Origin of the sequence: Paenibacillus sp. BC26 (genome assembly GCF_900116125.1) — a bacterium.
Taxonomy (GTDB): domain Bacteria; phylum Bacillota; class Bacilli; order Paenibacillales; family Paenibacillaceae; genus Paenibacillus_Z; species Paenibacillus_Z lignilyticus.
In genome coordinates this window covers 47,281-65,956 of sequence record NZ_FPAD01000005.1, presented here as the reverse complement: position 1 = coordinate 65,956, position 18,676 = coordinate 47,281, and the positions used below count along the sequence as shown (strand labels likewise).

16 protein-coding genes are annotated in these 18,676 nt (G+C 49.0%); 5 read left to right on the top strand and 11 right to left on the bottom strand.

Translation table 11 applies throughout. From position 1 onward, the window contains the following. Positions 1-11 precede the first annotated feature (11 nt). The 7 genes from BM412_RS26450 to BM412_RS26420 all read right to left on the bottom strand — a co-directional run bounded on the left by BM412_RS26450 (position 12) and on the right by BM412_RS26420 (position 8,950). A complete protein-coding gene (locus tag BM412_RS26450) occupies positions 12-530 on the bottom strand; it encodes a VanZ family protein (protein ID WP_091224710.1) in 519 nt (172 codons plus the stop codon). Positions 531-627: 97 nt separating this feature from the next. After that, on the bottom strand, positions 628-2,451 hold the full coding sequence (locus BM412_RS26445) for a sensor histidine kinase (RefSeq protein WP_091224709.1): 1,824 nt from the start codon (positions 2,449-2,451) through the stop codon (positions 628-630). Then, positions 2,444-4,084: a response regulator gene (locus BM412_RS26440; RefSeq protein WP_091224708.1), complete on the bottom strand. Its 1,641-nt coding sequence runs from the start codon at positions 4,082-4,084 to the stop codon at positions 2,444-2,446. Before BM412_RS26440 ends, BM412_RS26445 begins: the two co-directional genes overlap by 8 nt. Positions 4,085-4,156: 72 nt before the next feature. Then, positions 4,157-5,410 carry an FAD-dependent oxidoreductase gene (locus BM412_RS26435; RefSeq protein ID WP_091224707.1) on the bottom strand — a complete coding sequence of 418 codons (1,254 nt, stop codon included), beginning with the start codon at positions 5,408-5,410 and terminating at the stop codon, positions 4,157-4,159. Between the two features lie 70 nt (positions 5,411-5,480). Further along, positions 5,481-7,046: an extracellular solute-binding protein gene (locus BM412_RS26430; protein ID WP_091224706.1), complete on the bottom strand. Its 1,566-nt coding sequence runs from the start codon at positions 7,044-7,046 to the stop codon at positions 5,481-5,483. 95 nt (positions 7,047-7,141) lie between these two features. Beyond that, positions 7,142-8,026, bottom strand: a complete 885-nt coding sequence (locus BM412_RS26425; protein WP_256256605.1) for a carbohydrate ABC transporter permease — start codon at positions 8,024-8,026, stop codon at positions 7,142-7,144. A gap of 3 nt (positions 8,027-8,029) precedes the next feature. Continuing rightward, positions 8,030-8,950: an ABC transporter permease gene (locus BM412_RS26420; protein WP_091224705.1), complete on the bottom strand. Its 921-nt coding sequence runs from the start codon at positions 8,948-8,950 to the stop codon at positions 8,030-8,032. Positions 8,951-9,369: 419 nt separating this feature from the next. Between BM412_RS26420 and BM412_RS26410 the strand changes: the two genes are divergently transcribed. The 4 genes from BM412_RS26410 to BM412_RS26395 all read left to right on the top strand — a co-directional run bounded on the left by BM412_RS26410 (position 9,370) and on the right by BM412_RS26395 (position 13,377). After that, positions 9,370-10,302, top strand: coding sequence for a phosphodiester glycosidase family protein (locus tag BM412_RS26410; RefSeq protein ID WP_091224703.1), 933 nt, complete (start codon positions 9,370-9,372; stop codon positions 10,300-10,302). A 17-nt stretch (positions 10,303-10,319) separates the two neighbouring features. Next, the gene (locus BM412_RS26405) at positions 10,320-11,333 is read left to right on the top strand and encodes a bifunctional glycosyltransferase family 2/GtrA family protein (protein ID WP_091224702.1); all 1,014 of its coding nucleotides are present in this window, start codon (positions 10,320-10,322) and stop codon (positions 11,331-11,333) included. Between the two features lie 112 nt (positions 11,334-11,445). Beyond that, on the top strand, positions 11,446-12,534 hold the full coding sequence (locus BM412_RS26400; RefSeq protein WP_091224701.1) for a sensor domain-containing diguanylate cyclase: 1,089 nt from the start codon (positions 11,446-11,448) through the stop codon (positions 12,532-12,534). A gap of 120 nt (positions 12,535-12,654) precedes the next feature. Beyond that, a complete protein-coding gene (locus BM412_RS26395; protein WP_091224700.1) occupies positions 12,655-13,377 on the top strand; it encodes a YheC/YheD family protein in 723 nt (240 codons plus the stop codon). Positions 13,378-13,463: 86 nt separating this feature from the next. Here BM412_RS26395 and BM412_RS26390 read toward each other — a convergent pair whose 3' ends face one another. From BM412_RS26390 to BM412_RS26380, 3 genes are all read right to left on the bottom strand, one after another. Further along, on the bottom strand, positions 13,464-13,787 hold the full coding sequence (locus BM412_RS26390; protein ID WP_091224699.1) for a hypothetical protein: 324 nt from the start codon (positions 13,785-13,787) through the stop codon (positions 13,464-13,466). Between the two features lie 386 nt (positions 13,788-14,173). Beyond that, complete coding sequence (locus BM412_RS26385) at positions 14,174-15,913, bottom strand: ABC-F family ATP-binding cassette domain-containing protein (RefSeq protein WP_091224698.1); 1,740 nt, start codon at positions 15,911-15,913, stop codon at positions 14,174-14,176. Positions 15,914-16,130: 217 nt separating this feature from the next. After that, complete coding sequence (locus tag BM412_RS26380; RefSeq protein WP_091224697.1) at positions 16,131-16,535, bottom strand: YflT domain-containing protein; 405 nt, start codon at positions 16,533-16,535, stop codon at positions 16,131-16,133. Positions 16,536-16,852: 317 nt separating this feature from the next. On the opposite strand from BM412_RS26380, the gene BM412_RS26375 reads away from it, so the two are divergent. Continuing rightward, positions 16,853-17,725 (top strand): glycoside hydrolase family 16 protein, encoded by an 873-nt coding sequence (locus BM412_RS26375; RefSeq protein WP_256256628.1) that lies wholly within the window; start codon positions 16,853-16,855, stop codon positions 17,723-17,725. On the opposite strand, the gene BM412_RS26370 is transcribed toward BM412_RS26375, so the two are convergent. Further along, on the bottom strand, positions 17,722-18,618 hold the full coding sequence (locus tag BM412_RS26370) for a haloalkane dehalogenase (protein WP_218163191.1): 897 nt from the start codon (positions 18,616-18,618) through the stop codon (positions 17,722-17,724). The two genes, BM412_RS26375 and BM412_RS26370, sit on opposite strands and share 4 nt — an antisense overlap. Between the last annotated feature and the right edge of the window lie 58 nt (positions 18,619-18,676).

Below are 18,676 nucleotides of genomic sequence, written 5' to 3'. Positions count from 1 at the left end.
AGTTCAGATGCTTATAATCTGATCCTTATCCCCGTTATATGTAAATACAATGTGATAAAAACCGGCACCAGGATAATGGCCATAATCGAAATGATATGAACTACTTTCGCAGCTCTTGATTTCAGTATCTTATGCAGAACCCAATATACAATAATGCCCAGCATCCCTCCAAGTGTATTATTGAATAGGTCTGTAATATCTGTCCTGCCAATCGCGAGAATAAACTGTACAATTTCAAAAGCCAATGAAGTGCCCAGGATCGGAAGAACCTTTGCCCAAAAAGGCCGATTAAATTTGAGTATGCCAATATAGATGCCAAATGGGATAAACACATGTATATTCACAAAAATCTCAATGGATCTCAGACCGCTAACCGTAACCGAATCCTGAAAGGGAATAAGATTAATCGCTCTGCCTGCATGTACTTCCGAAAGTGAAAAATGAAATTTCAGCAAAATACTCCAAACCAAAACCAACAAATAAATAGAAAACAATGCTAAAGTGAGTCTGTTTTTCTTTTCATGCTCCATGCCTCTTCCCCCTATCTTGCTGTACAGTCAACGCGCTAAGAGCGCCCACAATTTGTGAGCGCTCTGTTTTGCTATTAAGCGTGGCGGCTTCTCTTTATTATTCGCCTTTAGTAAGCTCCGCCGCTTTGAATCGGATCGTAACGATGGTGCCGATGCCAAGCTTGGAGGAGATGCTTAACCCATACCTGTCGTCTCCGGAATAGAGCTTGATGCGCTCATTGACATTGTACAGCCCGTAGGAGCTGCCCGAACCGTCGGACTTTTCGCCGGAAGGCGCCACCGACAGCAGCTGCAGCGCCCTCGGTTCCTCCATGCCGATTCCGTTATCGGACACCGTAAAGAGGAGCTCTCCGTCGTCCTCGCGAACGGTGATGACGATGGAGCCGCGCCTCCCTTTCGCTTTGCGGATTCCGTGCAACAGCGCATTTTCTACAATCGGCTGCAATATCAGCTTTGGCATTTGATAAGCCTCGAGCCCGGGCTGCATATCCACCTGGAAATCGAACGTATTGGGGAAACGGCTCTGCTGGATTTCTAAATAGACTTGAGCCAAACACAACTCGTCCTCTACGCTGACGATACTTCTGCCCTTATTAAGACTCAACCGGAAGTATTTTGCCAAGGCGTCGATCATCTGGCTGATGTCGGTCGCTCCCTTGCCGATCGCAATCCAATTGATCGTATCCAGCGTATTGTACAAGAAATGCGGATTGATCTGGGCTTGCAACGCTTGAAGCTGAGCCTCGCGCTCATGAATTTGGGCCAAGTACTTCTCTCCGACCAACGTGCGCACCCGCAATAGCATATGTTCAACGCTCCGTTCGAGCAGCAAGAAATCGCTTGTCTCTGCAGGAAAATCCACCGGAGTGTCCGTGCCTTCTTTGCGTATCGTGGTAATGACGCTTTTGACCCTGCGATTCATCCCTCGCACGATGATTGCCAGCAGTACGACCGGTAGCAGAAGAAACAACGCGATGTATTCCAAGAGCGTGGTTAATCCCGTCATTTGCGTCAGCTTCACCGCGCGATGAGAAAGCTGTGACTCCGTGCCCTGTGCGACCAATTTCCACCCGGTCGGATTGACGGTCGCATACAGGACATCATTCACTTCCTCATCCAGCTTGATCGAGAGCGTTCCTTCGCTCCCGCTCGAGAGCGCCTCTTGCATTTCGGGGCTGACTGTCGAACCGACGAGCGCCTTGTTCGGATGATAAGCGATGGTCCCATATGGATCCACGAGGTAGACGTTTGTTCCCGGCGAGAATTGAAGCGTCGATAAAATATCCGTCACCATTTGCTCCTTCACGTCAATCATCAGCACGCCCGACACCTTCGCGTATTGATTAGGATCTCTCAGCATCCGGGCAGCCGAGAAAATGCGGGCATTCCCTGCATCCAAATACCGTTGCTCGTAACTGCCCGACCATACGATTCCGCCGTTTTGCGTGATAATTTTCTCGTACCACGAGCCTGTCTTTAAACTTTCCAGCGAGAAGAAATTAATTCGTTCACCCGCGTAGAGCTTGGATTTATCGACGAAAAGCCGTACATGGAACACATCCGAGTTGGACTGAACGGATTCGACTATATTCCGCAAATCTTTGATCACCTGAAATTGAATGCCGATCAACTGATCGTTCTCCCCGACCGAGAGGTACTCGTGAAGATTGGCGTTCATGATTACGGAGTTGCTGATATCCTCGATATGCTCCAAGCGGTAAGCCAGATTGCTTCCCGCCTGCTTAAGCGCTTGCTGCATCGTTCGAGAGACTTCATCTTTGAGAATCGTGGCGGAACGCTCATAAAACCCGTACAAAATAACTCCCGCGGGTACCACGATCAAGAACAGGTAGGCCAACAGCCACTGCCTCGGAATCGAGAAGCGGCGAACGAACCGACCGAACGCGCTGGCCTTAAACATGGCTATCCCGGTAAACGCTCGGCGTTACGCCGGTCGCTTTTTTGAACAGCTTCGTAAAATAACTCGGATCCGTGTACCCGATTGCATAGCAAATATCGTAAAACTTATATCGATGATCGCGGAGCATTTCCTTGGCTCGCTCTACGCGCACTTGAGTCAAATATTCATTGATCGTTTGTCCCGTTTCCTGTTTAAACAGCAGGCTGACATAGGTCGACGTTAAATAAACCTCTTTGCCTATAGCATCGACGGTCAAATTGCCGTCTGCATATTTCTGCTCGATAATGGTGCGAACCCGCTCCGCCAAATTCGCAACCTTGCCGATTCGCTTCTCGCGGATCCGCTCGCAAACCGATAGGAGGTGGATTTCGACCAAATGACGCATCTCGCCTATCGTTTCTTGCTCGAACAATGCTTCCCACAATGCCGATTCCGCAGACTCCAGCTCCGTGGACTGCACATTCAGCTCCATTAATAGCTGCCCGACCACGAGGGCGATCTGCAAGCATACGTTGCGTCCGTATTTTAGTCCGGCCGGCCGATTGCGGTTCAAGTCCGCGAACAGCAGATCGAGGGTCTCGCGAACCTTGTCCGGATCTGCCGCTTTCAGCGCCGAAGCCAGCTGCTCCTGATGCTCGGAATCGAACTTCCCCGTGCCCCCGCCGCCTTCCGCTTCGGGGTTTTCAAGGCTATTCATCGTAATAATTCGGTTTTTTCCCAGATACCATTTGTGATCGACCGCTTCCCGAGCCTGTTTGTACCCGTGAGCCAGCTCGGCCAAGGAATCCGCCCGATCGCCGATTCCGATCGTTACGCCTATCTTAAGCCAGCGCTCCAAATTTTCTCGAATGTCGTCAGCCAGCGTGAGCAAAGCGTTCGCGACATCCTGAAGCCCGCCATCCTCAGACTCCGCCCGTAAGATACCGACAAATTCCCCGCTCCGATGCTCGAAAGCATAGCCGCTCATATGAACGTCTATCAGTTCTCTGCAAATGTTTAACACCGAATACCACAGGAGCTGCCGATCCACCTCGGAACGCTTCGCCGTCACTTCCCCCAGATCGTCGACGGAAATCGCCATCACCCAATAGGAAGCTTCAACGGGTAAATCCAACCCCAGAAAAACAAGGCGGTCTTGAAGATTGTGCTTCGGCGTGACATTGCCGATCAAAGCGAGCAGGAATTTCTCCCTCAGAAGCGGCATGCCTTCCTTCAGCTTAATCCGCATTTCCTCTTTGCGGCGCTGCTCATACCGTTTGGCATCCAAATCGATGACGACCTTCTTGATGACCTCCGTCAGCTCTTGCAGGTTCACGGGCTTGAAGATGTAGTCGACCGCGCTGACCTTCATGGCGGATTTCAAATATTCGGCGTCGTCGTGACCGCTTACGAAAATAATCTGAACATCGGGATACCTCGCTGAAATTTGCTGCGCCATCGTAATCCCATCCATGTTCGGCATCCGGACATCGGACAAGATCAGGTCCGGCAGCTCTTTCTCGACAAACTCAAGCGCCACGTCTCCGTCGTCCGCTTCGCCGATCACCTCGATACCGTAGGAGGACCAATTGAAATAGGTACGTAAGCCGGTTCTAACCGTCGGCTCGTCATCCACGATTAATAATTTATACATGTCTAAGTCGTCCTCCCCGGCTGGCTCTCGTTGTCGAATCCGGCGAAGCATATCGCATCTCCGCTTCCTTGCTTATTTCACGAAAAACTTGACGCCTTGCTTCTTCAATTGTTCATGCAGCTCGGTCATTGGTACGTCTCTCATCGCGGTCTCGCGATCCATCGAGATGGCTGCGGCCGCGCCTGCTGCTTGCCCCAGCGCGTAACACGTTGCCTGCACGCGCATCGACGACATTGCCACGTGCGTCGCGGAGATGGACCGTCCCGCCACGAGGAGATTATCGATCGCCTCCGGAACCATACAGCGGTAAGGGATATCGTACCCGTCGATTTTACGCTCGTCTGTCGTTTTGGCCGCATCCGGGCTATGAATGTCGATCTCGTAGTTCGTTTGCGCGACCACGTCCGGGAAGCGTGCACCGGTCACTAAATCCTGCTCAGTCAGCCGATAGAGCGCTTCGATTTGGTTCGTTTCGCGAACGCCGGTCTGCGATGCGATATGAGAAAGCGAATAGTTGCCATACCCTGTCTTTTGCAGGTAATACGCGATGGAAAATACTTGTTTCAGCGCTTCGGCCTCCGCGTAGTTCACTTCTTCAATCTTCGCGCCATTTGCTTTGACGCGAGACATGTTGACGAGCAGCGTGCCGTTGTTGTTCTGCTCCCAGTATAACCTGCGCCCTTGCGGGAGATCAGACACTTCCTTATATTCGTAGCATCCTTCCGGCAAGAAAGGGGTGACGGGGCTGCCGGTATTCGTCATCTGGAACATCAGAGTCATCGGCTGCGTTAAGCCGTCCTCTTCGCGCCCCGTCGTATAAGGAACGCCGGCATCGATGGCGACGCGGGCATCACCGGTGCAATCGATGAACCGTTCTCCTTCGAAAGCCTTCAAGCCTTCGCGAGTAGACATAATAACGGCTTTGATCTTATTGCCTTCGCGGATCGTACCCACGAATTCGGAATGGAAGTACACGTGAACGTTTTCCTTTTTCATCTTCTCGTTCAAATAATGCCGCAGCAGAAACGGGGAGTATTGCGGCGCGATCGACTCGTCATGTCCCTCCGGCAAGTACTCAGCCAGCATTTCCGCGATCATTTCCCGATAGATGCCGGTTACGTTTCCGATCGGCATGAAGATGCTGACGTTGCCGAGCGTGCCCATGCCTCCGAGCTGCGCCGATTTTTCGAGCAGCGCGACTTTTTTGCCGGAACGCGCCGCGCCGATCGCAGCCGCTGTACCCGCCGGCCCTCCTCCGATTACAACGACATCCGCGTATGCGTAAGTGTCGATTTGACGTTCGAATGTATAGGAATTAAGGTTCATAAGGGCTTCTCCTCCAATGGAAGGAAGCGGTAGATTCCATGAATCTCACCGCTGCCTCCGTTTATGATTATTATTTTGTAGTCGCGTACCAGTCGTTAATTTCTTTCGCGCTGACGTCTTCCCCGGAAGCTTTATACTTCTCTTGGAATTTCGCCAGATCGTTCAGCGACTCGGCGCCGGCAAACAGTTTCACCGTATATTCGCCGACCATTACTTCCAGGCGCATATTGTTCTTCGCATGCTCCGGCAAATACGGAGCCCATCCGAGCGTATTGCGAACTTTCACTTCCGCGGGCTGCTTGTTGTTCAAGAAGTCGAAGCCTTCGAACATAATCGGGTTTTTGCGGACGCGCGCTTGCCAGTATTGCGGATAGTTCGCCTCGTCTACGCCGGCCATGTAGTTGTTCGCTTGGTTGCGCTCATCGGAGAAAATCGGCAAAATCGGAATATAAGCGTCATTCTCAAACTTGTAATGCTTGCCTTCTTGGCCGATCGCCAATTCTTTGAACGTGGCCGGCTCCAGCAATTCGTTGATGTACTTAATGGCTTCAACCGGATGCTCCGCGGATTTCGGAATAAAGGTCAGACGGTCAAAGCCCGACATTGCGCCGAAGCCTGCTTGCCCTTTCGGACCTTTCAGAGCACCTACGTAAGCGAACTTCGCATCCGGAACGACTTTGGTCAGCGCGTCGTTCAGACCGGGGATATCCGCCCAGTGAACGATGATGGCGCCGGCTTTGCCGCTCGCGAACTTCTCTTTGGCGGTAGCGTCTTTATTGATGATAAACTCTTTGTCCAGCAAGCCTTGTTTGTACAGATCGGCTACGTAGTTCACATAATCCGGATAGTTCGGATCGAGCACACGCGGAGTCAATTGGCCGTTCACGTCGTTCCATGGATTCGGCATGCCGAAAGCGCCAACGATGTTTTCCAGCATGGCTTGATCGCCTTTGATCGTCAGCGGAACGTTTTGATCGCCATTGCCGCCCGGATCCTTCTCTTTAAACGCTTTCAAAACATTCACCAGCTCATCGGTCGTCGTCGGCATTGCCAGGCCAACCTTCTCCAGCCAGTCGGTACGGATCAGGATGCTAAAGCCGACCTCATGCGTAACCGGAGCCGGTATTGCGTACAGCTTGCCGTCGATTTTGAGCGCGTCCATCGATTGCTGAGAAACCGCGTACTTGATGTTCGGTCCATATTGGTCAATCAGCGGGGTCAAATCCGTCAATGCTCCCTTCTGAGCATAGTCGGAGTAGAGCGCCAAATCATTGTAGAACGTAATAAAGTCATAAGGCTCGCCTGAAGCGAAAATCAAGTTGAGTTTCTCGGCTGTTTTGTCTTGCGGGAGGACGTCGTACTGGACTTTATAGCCCGTTTTCTCTTCCAGAAATTTGGCTACGGGATAGGTTGCATAATCTTCCGCTTGAAAGACGTTCAGTCGTTTCAAGGTCGGCTTCTCCGTTTCCGGAGCCGCGTTGCTTTCCGAGGCTGTTGGATTCCCCTTTGAGTCTTCGGAAGCGTTGTTTCCGTTGTTTCCGTTGTTTCCGTTGTTTTTCGATCCGCATGCTGTCAACGATCCGGCAAGCATTACGGTCATAGCGGCAAGCGTGAGCAATTTCGGTAGTTTCCTCAATGCATGACCCTCCTAAGAATAATGTAATTATATCATTAACATCAGGTGCACCTGAAAAAGTTAATGCAACGTTGAATTTGCCTCGCGCAGCCGACCTACCCTTTAACGGAACCGATCAGCACGCCTTTAATAAAGTACCTCTGCAGGAACGGATACACGAGCAAAATCGGAATCGTCGACGCGATCACGGTTGCCGCACGGATGCCCTCTGCCGGCACGTTCATCATGTCGTCGGCACTCATGCTCAATGCCGTAGACGTGTCGGCGTTCATCACGATATCCTGCAAATACAGCTGAAGCGGCTTTAAGGATGTGCTGTTGATGTACAGCATCGGGTTAAAGTAGTCGTTCCAATAATAGACGGCGTAGAACAATCCGACTGTCGCCAGGACCGGACCGCTCAGCGGCAGAAGGATGCGGAACAGAATGCCGATGTTCTTGGCCCCGTCGAGCTTGGCCGACTCCTCCAGGCTTGGCGGTAAGCTTTCGAAATAGCTTTTCACCACGAGCAGATTGAACACGCTGATCAAAGCAGGCAAGATGAGCGAGCTAAGATGGTTGAGCATGCCCAATTCGCGCAAGAGCAAGTAATTCGGAATAATGCCTCCGCTGAACATCATCGTGAAGATGAACAGGACGATCAGAACGCCCATCCCCGGAAGCTCCCTCTTCGAGAGCGGGTAAGCCGTCATGGCCGTGAACAGAATAGAGGCGAGCGTCCCGACGATTGTAACGAACGCGGAGATCAGAAAGGAATGGATGAATTGGTCCGATGTAACGACGAATCGCATCGTATCCAGCTGAAAACCTCGCGGGAATACGCCGACCTTCCCCGCGACGATCGCCCACTCTTCGCTCACCGACTTGGACAGAACGTTGGCGAAGGGAAGCAGAGTGATCAGGCCCATAAAAGTCAAGATGCAATAAATTCCGATATCGAGCACATAATCGCCGGCTTTTTTGTGACGCAAGCGGCTCACCCCCTACCAAATACTTCGTTTAAGAAATTTTCTGCTAAGCATGTTTCCAATGACGATTAAGAGGAAACCCACCACGGAGTTGAACAATCCGACCGCCGTACTGAAGCTGTAATCCTGCTGCCCGAGGCCCATGCGGTACACGAATGTTCCAATGACGTCGCCGGTTTCGTATACGAGCGGGTTGTACATCGTCAATATTTGTTCGGTCCCCGCTTCCAGCAGGCTGCCGATGCGCAGAATGAACATGAGGACGATCGTCGGCAGCATGCCCGGCAGCGATACCGAGATCATTTGCCGAATCCGGCCCGCACCGTCAATGGCGGCCGCCTCGTATTGCTCTTGCTCGATGCTTGCGATTGCGGCGATGAAGATGATCGCGTTCCATCCGATTTCCTTCCAGCCTGCCGTGAATACGAGGATGCTGCGGAAGAAGTCATTGTCGGAAAGGAAGGAGACCGGCTCGCCGCCCAACCACTTGATGAGCCCGTTGACGATTCCGCTCGTAGGCGAAAGGATATTAATGAACAACCCCGAGATAATGACCCACGATAGAAAGTGAGGCAAGTAAATAATCGTCTGAATGGCGCGCTTGAAGAACATGCGGCGTACTTCGTTTAGAAGCAGCGCGAGGACGATCGGAATGGGAAACAAGATGACGATTTTGTATAAACTGATCAATAGCGTATTGGTCAAAACCTGATAAAACTCTTCCGAACGAATCAGCTTCTCGAACTGATTCAGCCCCACCCATTCGCTGCCGCCAATACCGCTGAAAATGTTGAAATCCTGAAATGCGATCAGAATGCCATACATCGGCGTGTATTTGAATATCAGCAAAAAGGCCAGCCCCGGCAGCACCAAAGCATACATATCCAAGTTGCTTCGGATGACTTTCCATTGGCGTCCCGCCTTGCCCAAATCCATCACCTTCTTCCTTCTGTGTGTCTTTATTGTACGGAACAACTCGAAATCGCTGTAGAAGCTAATCCATCGATTTCTGGTGCTTTCCTATAGTCTTCCGTCTTGCCTGCCATAAAAAAGAGCACCTCCGTTAAGGTCCTCTAATTCGCGTGCTTATCTGTAGCTTAGAGGCTCAACCTTTAATGAATGTGAAATCGATTCAGGCATGCTTCTTACAAAGAAATCTGTTCAATGATTTATTAACAAACAATACGCTGTCTAGACTTTCTCGGGCAGCCAAAAAAGCACCAATCCTTAAGTGGATTGGTGCTTTTGTACTTTCTTCTTTTTCTCCCACTCTTCTGGGTTTCAGATTCATTAAAGGTTCGGTCTTTAGGCTAAGGTTATTCCCCACCATTATTCGAATGAAGGAGTGACTCCTAATGTTCCGCCGACGCAAGAAAATCATTGTATCCATCATCGTTTCGCTAACGATCATCGGATCGACCCTATACGCGCTTGCCGATCGCTATTTAATTGAGCATGTCGAGATCCGCATCGACTCCGGCTCCGCAGCCGCAAGTAAGGAGACTTCCATCCCGTCTTCGGCATCTCCTGCGCAATGGGACGACTGGAATTACAAAGATGACAACCAGACGGTCAGCATCAAGAAAGTACAAACCGGCTCCGGAGCCGATACGATCACCTACTACGTCGCCGATGTGGAATTCAACAACCAGACGAATCTGCTCACCGCTTTTGCCAAAAACGCCTTCGGCACCAACATCACCGAGAACACTTCGGAGATCGCGGCAACTAACAACGCCGTACTCGCAATCAATGGCGACTACTATGGCTTCCGCAACGACGGTGTCATCATCCGTAACGGCACGATATACCGCAATGAGCCTGCACGCGACGGCTTTGCCCTGTTCAAGAACGGCTCGCTGCAAGGCTACAGCGAGGAGCAAACCTCCGCGGACGATCTGCTGGCTGAAGGGGCCACGAACACCTTCTCCTTCGGCCCTATCCTCGTCGACGATGGAAAGATCGCGGGGGACTTCAGCAGCGTTCGCATCGACAAAAACTTCGGCAACCGCTCGATTCAAGAGGCGAATCCGCGCACCGGCATAGGGATGATTACCCCCAATCATTTCGTGTTTGTCGTCGTTGACGGGCGCAACACCGGATACAGCCGCGGCATGACCTTGACCGAGTTCGCCGATCTGTTCAAGGAGCTCGGCGCGACCGAAGCTTACAATCTCGATGGCGGCGGCTCGTCCACGATGGTTTTTATGGACAGAGTCGTGAATACACCGAGCAGCCACGGCAGCGAACGCGGTGTCAGTGACATCATCTATATTCCCAAATCCTAACGAGGAGGACTGTTTCGATGACAATACTTATTCCATCCTACGAACCAGACGACCGGCTCATTGCCCTCATTCATGATTTGAGGGAAGCAACGGACGATTCAATATTAGTTGTGGACGACGGAAGCGGCGAGGACTATCGCGATATATTCGATACGGTGAAAGATGCCGGCTGCACCGTACTTACGCATCCGACCAACCAAGGCAAAGGGCTGGCGTTGAAGACAGGCTTCGACTATGTCCGGCGGCAAGGCCATGAAGACGAAGTCATCTGTGCCGATAGCGACGGCCAGCATCTTCCTGATGATATATTGAAGATTAAAAAGGCACTTCATGAGTATCCTAACCATATCGTGCTAGGCTGCAGACGGTTCACCGGCAAGGTTCCGCTACGCAGTCGCCTCGGGAATTCCGCTACGCGAATGGTATACTCTCTTACGACAGGCACGCCTCTAACGGACACGCAAACCGGTCTTCGGGGCTACTCTTCTAACATGCTGGACTGGTTATGCCAACTGCCCGGAGACCGCTTCGAATATGAAATGAATATGCTGCTTGAAGCGCCGAATGCAGGCTATTGTTTCAAAGAAGTGCCGATCGACACCGTCTATCTGGACGATAACAAATCTTCGCATTTCCGTCCGATCATCGATTCCGCTAAGGTGTATTTTCCGTTCATGAAATTCTGCGCGTCCTCGGGGTTCGCCGCGATCATGGATTTTGTACTGCTTCTTCTGTTCCTGCATTGGACAAACGCGAATTTGCTCGTATCCGTTATAGGCGCGCGCTTCTTCAGCTCTGTGATGAATTTTATGGTTAATCGCGGGCTCATTTTCGGCAAAAGAAAAGAAGTCTCATTGCGCAAAGCGTTGCCCCTGTATTACGCTCTTGTCCTCATCGTCGTTCTTTTGAATTATGGACTGATGCATCTTTTGAATGAAATTATGGGTGTACATCTCGTCGCGGCGAAGTTCATAACCGAAGCTTCCTTATTTCTGTTCAGCTATTGGGCGCAGCGGAAGTTTATTTATTGAGACAGATCAAGCCACTCTCGGAGCCGGGCTGACAAACCTATTTAAAAGTGCTAGCATGTTATCTGATAATGTCCGACAGATTACTATGCGCGCTTGGAGGGGAATAGGGTCGATGATTGAGAACCGTCGCCTGAAAGTCATTATGGAAGTCCAGCAGCAAATGCTGTTATCTAACTTTGATTTAAAGCTGTTTATGCAGACGATCTGCGATCGGATGTGCCTATTAACCGATGCCGACGGTTCTACGATCGAAATGCTGGCGGGCGATGAAATGGTTTATGCCGCCGTCAGCGGTACGCTGCAGCCTCATCTGGGCATCCGACTCCATAAGAACGGCAGTTTGTCGGGCTTGTGCGTGACCGAAGAGAACATCTTGTATTCGCCGGATACGCAGCAGGACGATCGCGTCAACAAGGAAGCGACTATGAGAGTCGGCGCGCGGAGCATGGTCTGCGTTCCTCTGTTCGAAACTAGCAACGCTGTCGGCGTATTGAAAGTCATCTCCGGCCGTCCTAATGCTTTCTCCAGCCGAGATATCGAGACGTTGCAGCTGTTATCGCTTGCTCTGGGGTCAGAGCTGGGCAAGCAAATCAACTACGACGATAAAGTACGGATTCTAAACGATTACGAGCAATTATTGATTCAATTAAGAGCCGAAATTGAAAGGCGCGAGAAACTTGAGCGTGAGCTTATTCAACTGACGGAGTGCGACATTCTGACGGGATTACTGAATCGTAGAGGCTTTAGCGTTCGAATCCAAGGCTGGATGAATCGCGCCGGCCGAGAAGAAGGCTTATTCGGGGTGTTCTACCTCGATTTGAATAAATTCAAGCAATGCAACGATACTCACGGACATGAAGTCGGCGATCTCGTGCTTGTCGAATTCGCGAACCGCATCAAGAAGGCGACTCGCGCGTTCGATCTGGTCGCGCGCGTAGGGGGCGATGAGTTCGTGGTGGCGGCATGGCTGCAGAACGACGACGACAGCTTAATGCAGGTAGCCAAGAGGTTGATTGAGCAACTGGAATCGCCAATGTCGATTAAGGGGCTTCATCTTCCGATGACCGCCAGCGTCGGCTGTACGGTATGGGCACCGGGCAAGACGGAGCTCGATCTCATACGTGCGGCGGACCAAGCGATGTATCTCGCCAAGTCGAGCGGCACTAATCGGATTGCGGTTAATGGGGAGCTCGTCGGGTAATATCCCGATATAATATCCCGATATGCTCCTCGCAGGCTAAATATAGACGAATACTCGCTTATGCTGATCACTATTTTGACTTAGAATTACCGTAAAAGATGGAAAAAGGCTGTGATCCCAATGTCAATCCAAAGAGACAAATGGTTGCAATATCGCCTCCTTCGCAACGGTGCCTCTCTCGCCGGACGGTTGCCAGATACACAGTTGCTTAAGAAGAAATCGTTATCGAAAATGCTGCTTCACTATCGAAGCGTCGTACTGAAACCTCGCGACGGGAGTTACGGAAGGGATATCGTGTTCATTCAACGAAACGGTGCGAACGCCTATCGCATTCAAAACGAAAAGAACGCAGTGACCATCAGACGCACCGAGAAGTTACTCCAATGGCTCCGTAGTAGAAACAGAGGTCGTGGATATATCGTCCAAAGGCGTCTGCAGCTTGCTCAAATTCAACAAAAGCCGTTTGACATACGGATCATGGCTCAGCGAAAAAGAGGCTCCTCCTCCGTTTGGAATGTGACAGGCTCATACGCGAAAGTGGCGGCGCGAGGCTATCTGGTTACCAATGTGGCCAGCCGTACCATTCCGGTGCTTGAAGCGCTAAAGTTAGCCCGAATCGGAGATCGGAGCCTGCTTGTCAAAGCGGAACGAATCGCATTATTGGCTGCCAAACGTCTGGGAGAGCGTTACCCCAAGCTTAGACAAGTCGGGTTCGATATAGGGATCGACAAGAACCGCCGGATCTGGATCATTGAAGGCAATTACCAACCGGACTTGCGTCCTTTCCGGCTCTTGAAGGACCCCTCGATGCTTCGCAGAATATTATGGTATAGGAAGCATTAATGCGAAAAAGACGACAGCCTTGGTACCTTTGGCCTGTCGTCTTTTCATTTTAGGTGCCTATTGTTGATCTTGCCTTGCCTGAGATGTTACTTGCGTCTTCTCGCACTTACAACGCGCGTCACTTGGAATCTATTTTCCCCAACCTGAATAATGGCAAACTGGCTGAAAGAAGTGCCGGAAGAATTATAAGGTTCCGCTTGAATATTTCCACTTGGCGTTTGAACCACAGCCGTGATTCTGGTCACCAAACAAATTCCACGGCTGGAAGCTGTCCAAGTCGAGTTACGCGCAACTCTATAATTGTCGTCACTACAAAAGATGGATGCATATTCAACTGTCCCAAACGCATTATACGAAGTGGAGTTAAAGATCTGAACGGGGGCATAACCGCTAGTTCCTCTATTTCCCATCCTCAAAACCTCCCTTTTTTAGATATAGTTTATTAAATGCAATAGAATCGTTTTGGTAAGGTATACATGTGGACAAGATTAAAAAAGTGTGTTTGTCCGGTAATCTTGAGAATACAGCAGCTTATAATACAAACATAAAAAGCCCAAGCGTTGTTAGCGCTTGGGCTTGGCTTGATTGAGCGGGTCATCCGCTCCGCTATGATTACCGCAGTAAGGCCCATGTCCGCGTGCTGTCCGGCCATGTAAGGACCGATGTGCCTGTATTTCCCGTCACAAGGCTGACTCCGGAACTGTGGGATAAATCCAAGAGCTGGATCCTCAAAGGCGCAAAGGAGTTGGCTCTGCGCACCTATCGTTATCGTTTGTTTTCCTCGATATGCTTTAAACTAAAGTAACTTAATCAGCCCTTCCAGCTCATCAAGCAATCCTTTTGCAAGTTCAAAATTAGTATCCTTTAAAGCCAGTTCTATTTTCATCTCAATTGATTTTTTCTTTTGTTCCGTTTCTAAATAGTCTCGATCAAAATGACTGGCATAAATCATCTCTCTAAATGCGGGCATGTTCATTTTTGTAATCGTCTTATCGTCTATAATCAAAACATAATCCATACCATTCACAACACAATAGAAATCATGAGAAATCATGAGAATGGCACCTTTAAATTCTTTAATGGCATTCTCCAGTGCTAGTTGTGTATAGGTATCTAAATGGCTTGTCGGTTCATCAAGAAGCAGCACGTTTGCTTTACTGGCAGAAACTTTAGCCAATTGAAGTATATTTTTTTCGCCGCCGGATAAAGATTCTATCTTTTGACTAACGATTTCTCCTTCAAAGCCATAGTTTGAAAGATACAATCTGATCTCATCATACGTTTTAAATCCCGCATCGAAGAATTCTTCCATTATTGTATTGGAATCCTTCAGCATTTCACCTTGAAGCTGAGATAAATAAGCCACTTTCACATCAGCAGATATTTCAATTGAATCATGATTATTTTTATAAATTTCTCGGAGTAAGGTCGTTTTCCCGGTACCGTTTGAACCGATAATAGCTACTTTATCCGTAGATTTTATCTCAAAATCAACATTTTCCAAAAGCATTTCATCAAAGGCAACACTATAATTATTGACATTTACAACAATCGTGTCTTCCGTTTCATTAACAAGACCAAAATTGATATTGGGTTGCTTAATGTCAACAAACGGCGCTTTAATTCTGCGCGCTTCCAGTCTTTCTTGAAATCTGACTCTGGCTTTTAACGCTCTCCCTCTCGATGCTTCTGAATTATAAGTTGCGATCACTCTAAGATTATTGATGATGTTCTCGTTTCTCTCAATCTCTTCATGTTCAGCTACCGCGATTTCTTGCAGCTCGATTTTTGTCTGAAGCAAGGAGAAGCTATACTCTATATATCGCCCATCAAACTCTTGGATCTCCATGTTTTCAAGGTGTATGATTTTGTTGAAACAATGATTCAATAGATACCGGTTGTGCGTAACAACCAGCAGCATTCCTTTGTAAGAATTAATCAGTTTTTTAAGCGCATTTAGGTTTTCGAAGTCTAGAAATACATCCGGTTCATCCATAATCATGAAGTCGGGGCGATTAAGCATTTCCTTCATCACTTGAATAAGCTTGAATTCGCCGCCACTCAGGTCGGATACGTTAATATCTCTCCGCTTCATGAGGTTGGCTAGATTTAGCTGCTTATGAATGTTACTTTCAAAATCATCCCCACCCATTGCATCGAATGCGTCTAAAGCTAATTGATACTTTTCCAGTAACGGCTCTATATCGGGTGAAGTTTCCATTTCCGTGCAAATCGATTGAATTTCATTTTGAATCTGTATAAATTGTTCTCCTATATATTCAAAAACGGTTGTTTCCTTCGTGTTGTCTAGTTCTGAGAACTGACTTACATAGCCGATTGTGCAATCGGGGTCCATCTCTAATTTGCCGTCGAAAAGATATTTTTCCGGGTCCTTCAGTATATCGATCAATGTACTTTTCCCACTGCCGCTTGTACCTATAAAGGCGCAATGTTGTGCTTCTTCTAACGTAAATGAAATGTTGTTATATAGTTCTTTTTGGGGAAACGAGAAGGATAGGTGTTCAACTTTTATCATAAGGACTACCTTTCTTTATATCTGAAGCGTGATTATCAGATGTTTTGCAGAAATAGGTTTTGAGTTTACCGTAGTTAGAGTAACACTGTTTACAACCAACATCAATTCATTTGTATCCCCTCTGATTCCGGATTTTCCCTGCAACGCTTCTATATAGAACGAAGACCTACCCCTCTGGGATAGGTCTTCGTTTCTCTATAGATGTAGTTTGTTAGTTTTAAAAAGCACCAAAGGTCGGGTAGTAGTAGATTGTATCGTCATATTCATCGTTTTTGTATTCCCTGCCACCCCAGGCGATGACCAGAATTTTGTCTTCATCCATCTCTCTTTCGAGATGCTCGGCATATTGCTTTGAAATCCCAAGAGACCTCATCTTGGCGCGAAGCTCATCGCCGGTCGAGCGGAACACATTAGCAATCGCCGTGCCGACTCCCTCATCGGATACGCCAATCGTCTCGGCATCCGTGTTCTCCGCGATTCTGGCCGTCCTTTCCTTGTCATGGGTCAGTACGAAGATGTTGTTCGCATCATAGCCTTCGCCGCGGAAGCGATTAACCTCTCGCTGAACCTCGTTCAAGTGGCCAACCGTGTGTACCTTCGTCGTCATCGTTTGAATTGTCATTGTAATTCCTCCTCGTCGTCTTCAGATTAGCTTGTTTCGCTTGCTTGATACTGCATTAACCTAATTGATTAGGGTTGAAGCAACTGCATTGCAATTATTCGAGCGCTATTCGGCGCTTATATGAAAGGATTATTTCGACGAATTTCACGACGAAAGCAGCCTGTTTCAGATCTGCCCAAGCTGTGTAAAAATGCTCAAACTAGCGTTTTACCATAATGAATACATTCATAAATAAAGCCAAAACCACTCCTTGATATGGAGTGGTTTCGTTATCAATCCGGTTCATTTCTGCCTGAACGTAACTCTGAATCTTGCCAATGGGTGAGGGGATGAGAGACAATGGACAAGAATTGAAAAAGGGAGTGAGCGCCACCATGAGCATGCTGGATTTCCCAAGGAACCCGTTAGAAAAACCAAACTACACGCTTATTTTCCACGATGACTTCGAGACAACCGAGTTGGATCGCACCAAATGGCTGCCTTATTATTTACCTCAGTGGAGCAGCCGACGGAATGCTGCTGCAAACTATCATTTCGAAAATAGTCAGCTCCTCTTGCGCATTACCAAGGACCAACAGCCGTGGAGTCCGGAATTCAATGGCAGCGTGAAAGTTAGCAACTTACAAACAGGAGTATTTTCTGGACCGCTGGACAGCGCGCTTGGTCAGCATCGGTTTTCGCCTGATTGTCTCGTTCGGGAGGAACAAGCTGAGGAGCGTTTATTTGTCCCGCAATACGGCTTTTTCGAAATTCGGGCTAGAGGTCTTGGCACGCCGCGAAATGTCTGCGCGTTCTGGATGATAGGCTTTGAAGATTCACCCGAGCGATCCGCGGAAATTTGTCCGTTTGAGCTGAAAGGATGGAACGTAAGGAACGGATCATGCACGCTCGGGTTTGGCATCCATGCATTCGGTGACCCGACGATTAAAGAGGAGTTTTTCGAACGGGATTTTGCCATTGATCCAACCCACTACCATGTATACGCGGCAGACTGGACTCCTGAAGGCGTCGCCTTCTATGTGGACAACGAACTAGTCCATCGCTCTACACAATCTCCCAGCTATCCCATGCAGCTTATGCTAAACATCTATGAGGTCCCTACGCAAGAGAGCGGAAACACGGGACAACCTGTGTATCCAAGTGATTTCGTAATAGATTACGTGCGGTGCTATAAACATATTGGAGATTAATAAGGCGGAGTATGCAAGTTTTGTAACCAGAGGAGCAGGTGTTGACCGATCTCATGCGGATTTTCTTCCATCAGATAATGGAAGCCTTCGCCGATGGAATGAGCGCTATAATTTTTGAGCTTGCTGCGACACCAAGCCAGTTCGGGATCGCGTACATTGCAACCCGGCACAGCATAAAACATCAGCTTTTGAATCGAGGTTTCCATCAACCACCGGTTGCGTTCAATAATTGCCTGAACAACCTCGGCCGGATAACCACCAATCGGAAGTTGATTCGGGAATACCCACATCGGCTTGCGCGCCTGGACATCGTGAAACGGTTCGCGAAAGAACTCGAGTTCCTCCGGTGTAATGGATCGGCTGATGATCGAATGGGTCATGCCTTCTATAAATACGCTATTGTCTCGCATGAATGGCCAACCCTTTTCAGGATTGCGCAGCATTTGAAACAGTTCGACCGCTTCAGACGGCGAAAAATCTGCCCAGTCGGTGAAGGGCTTCAACGACTGCGGTTCAATCATGACAGCGGCCTTCACGTTATCAGAATGTGAAGCGGCATATTGCAGACCGATCGGCGTTCCCCAGTCATGACCGACCAATACGATATTTCGCAGCCCTAACTGCTCGATAAATCTTGTGATGTAATCGACATGTTCCAAAAACGTATAGCCGATATCCGGCTTGTCCGAGCGGCCCATTCCGATCAAATCGACAGCAATGCAGCGGTAGGATTCCGTCAGGTATGGAATGATATTTCGCCAGTCGTAAGACCAAGTCGGATTGCCGTGCAGGAACACTACAGCATCTCCGCTGCCTTCATCTATATAATGCATCCTGTGTCCATTGACCAGCAAATAACGGCCTTCAAATGGAAAGTCGGTTAAAATCGGCAATTCGCGCGGATTTGTCATAAGAATTCTCTCCTTTTGGAATTTAGTGATGTCTCGCTTT

Coding starts and splice junctions, on each gene's coding strand:
- BM412_RS26385 (WP_091224698.1), bottom strand. CDS start 15,913: ATGATAAAAGTTGAACACCTATCCTTCTCGTTTCCCCAAAAAGAACTA.
- BM412_RS26410 (WP_091224703.1), top strand. CDS start 9,370: ATGTTCCGCCGACGCAAGAAAATCATTGTATCCATCATCGTTTCGCTA.
- BM412_RS26375 (WP_256256628.1), top strand. CDS start 16,853: ATGGGTGAGGGGATGAGAGACAATGGACAAGAATTGAAAAAGGGAGTG.
- BM412_RS26435 (WP_091224707.1), bottom strand. CDS start 5,410: ATGAACCTTAATTCCTATACATTCGAACGTCAAATCGACACTTACGCA.
- BM412_RS26380 (WP_091224697.1), bottom strand. CDS start 16,535: ATGACAATTCAAACGATGACGACGAAGGTACACACGGTTGGCCACTTG.
- BM412_RS26420 (WP_091224705.1), bottom strand. CDS start 8,950: ATGGATTTGGGCAAGGCGGGACGCCAATGGAAAGTCATCCGAAGCAAC.
- BM412_RS26395 (WP_091224700.1), top strand. CDS start 12,655: ATGTCAATCCAAAGAGACAAATGGTTGCAATATCGCCTCCTTCGCAAC.
- BM412_RS26390 (WP_091224699.1), bottom strand. CDS start 13,787: ATGGGAAATAGAGGAACTAGCGGTTATGCCCCCGTTCAGATCTTTAAC.
- BM412_RS26450 (WP_091224710.1), bottom strand. CDS start 530: ATGGAGCATGAAAAGAAAAACAGACTCACTTTAGCATTGTTTTCTATT.
- BM412_RS26400 (WP_091224701.1), top strand. CDS start 11,446: ATGATTGAGAACCGTCGCCTGAAAGTCATTATGGAAGTCCAGCAGCAA.
- BM412_RS26440 (WP_091224708.1), bottom strand. CDS start 4,084: ATGTATAAATTATTAATCGTGGATGACGAGCCGACGGTTAGAACCGGC.
- BM412_RS26405 (WP_091224702.1), top strand. CDS start 10,320: ATGACAATACTTATTCCATCCTACGAACCAGACGACCGGCTCATTGCC.
- BM412_RS26445 (WP_091224709.1), bottom strand. CDS start 2,451: ATGTTTAAGGCCAGCGCGTTCGGTCGGTTCGTTCGCCGCTTCTCGATT.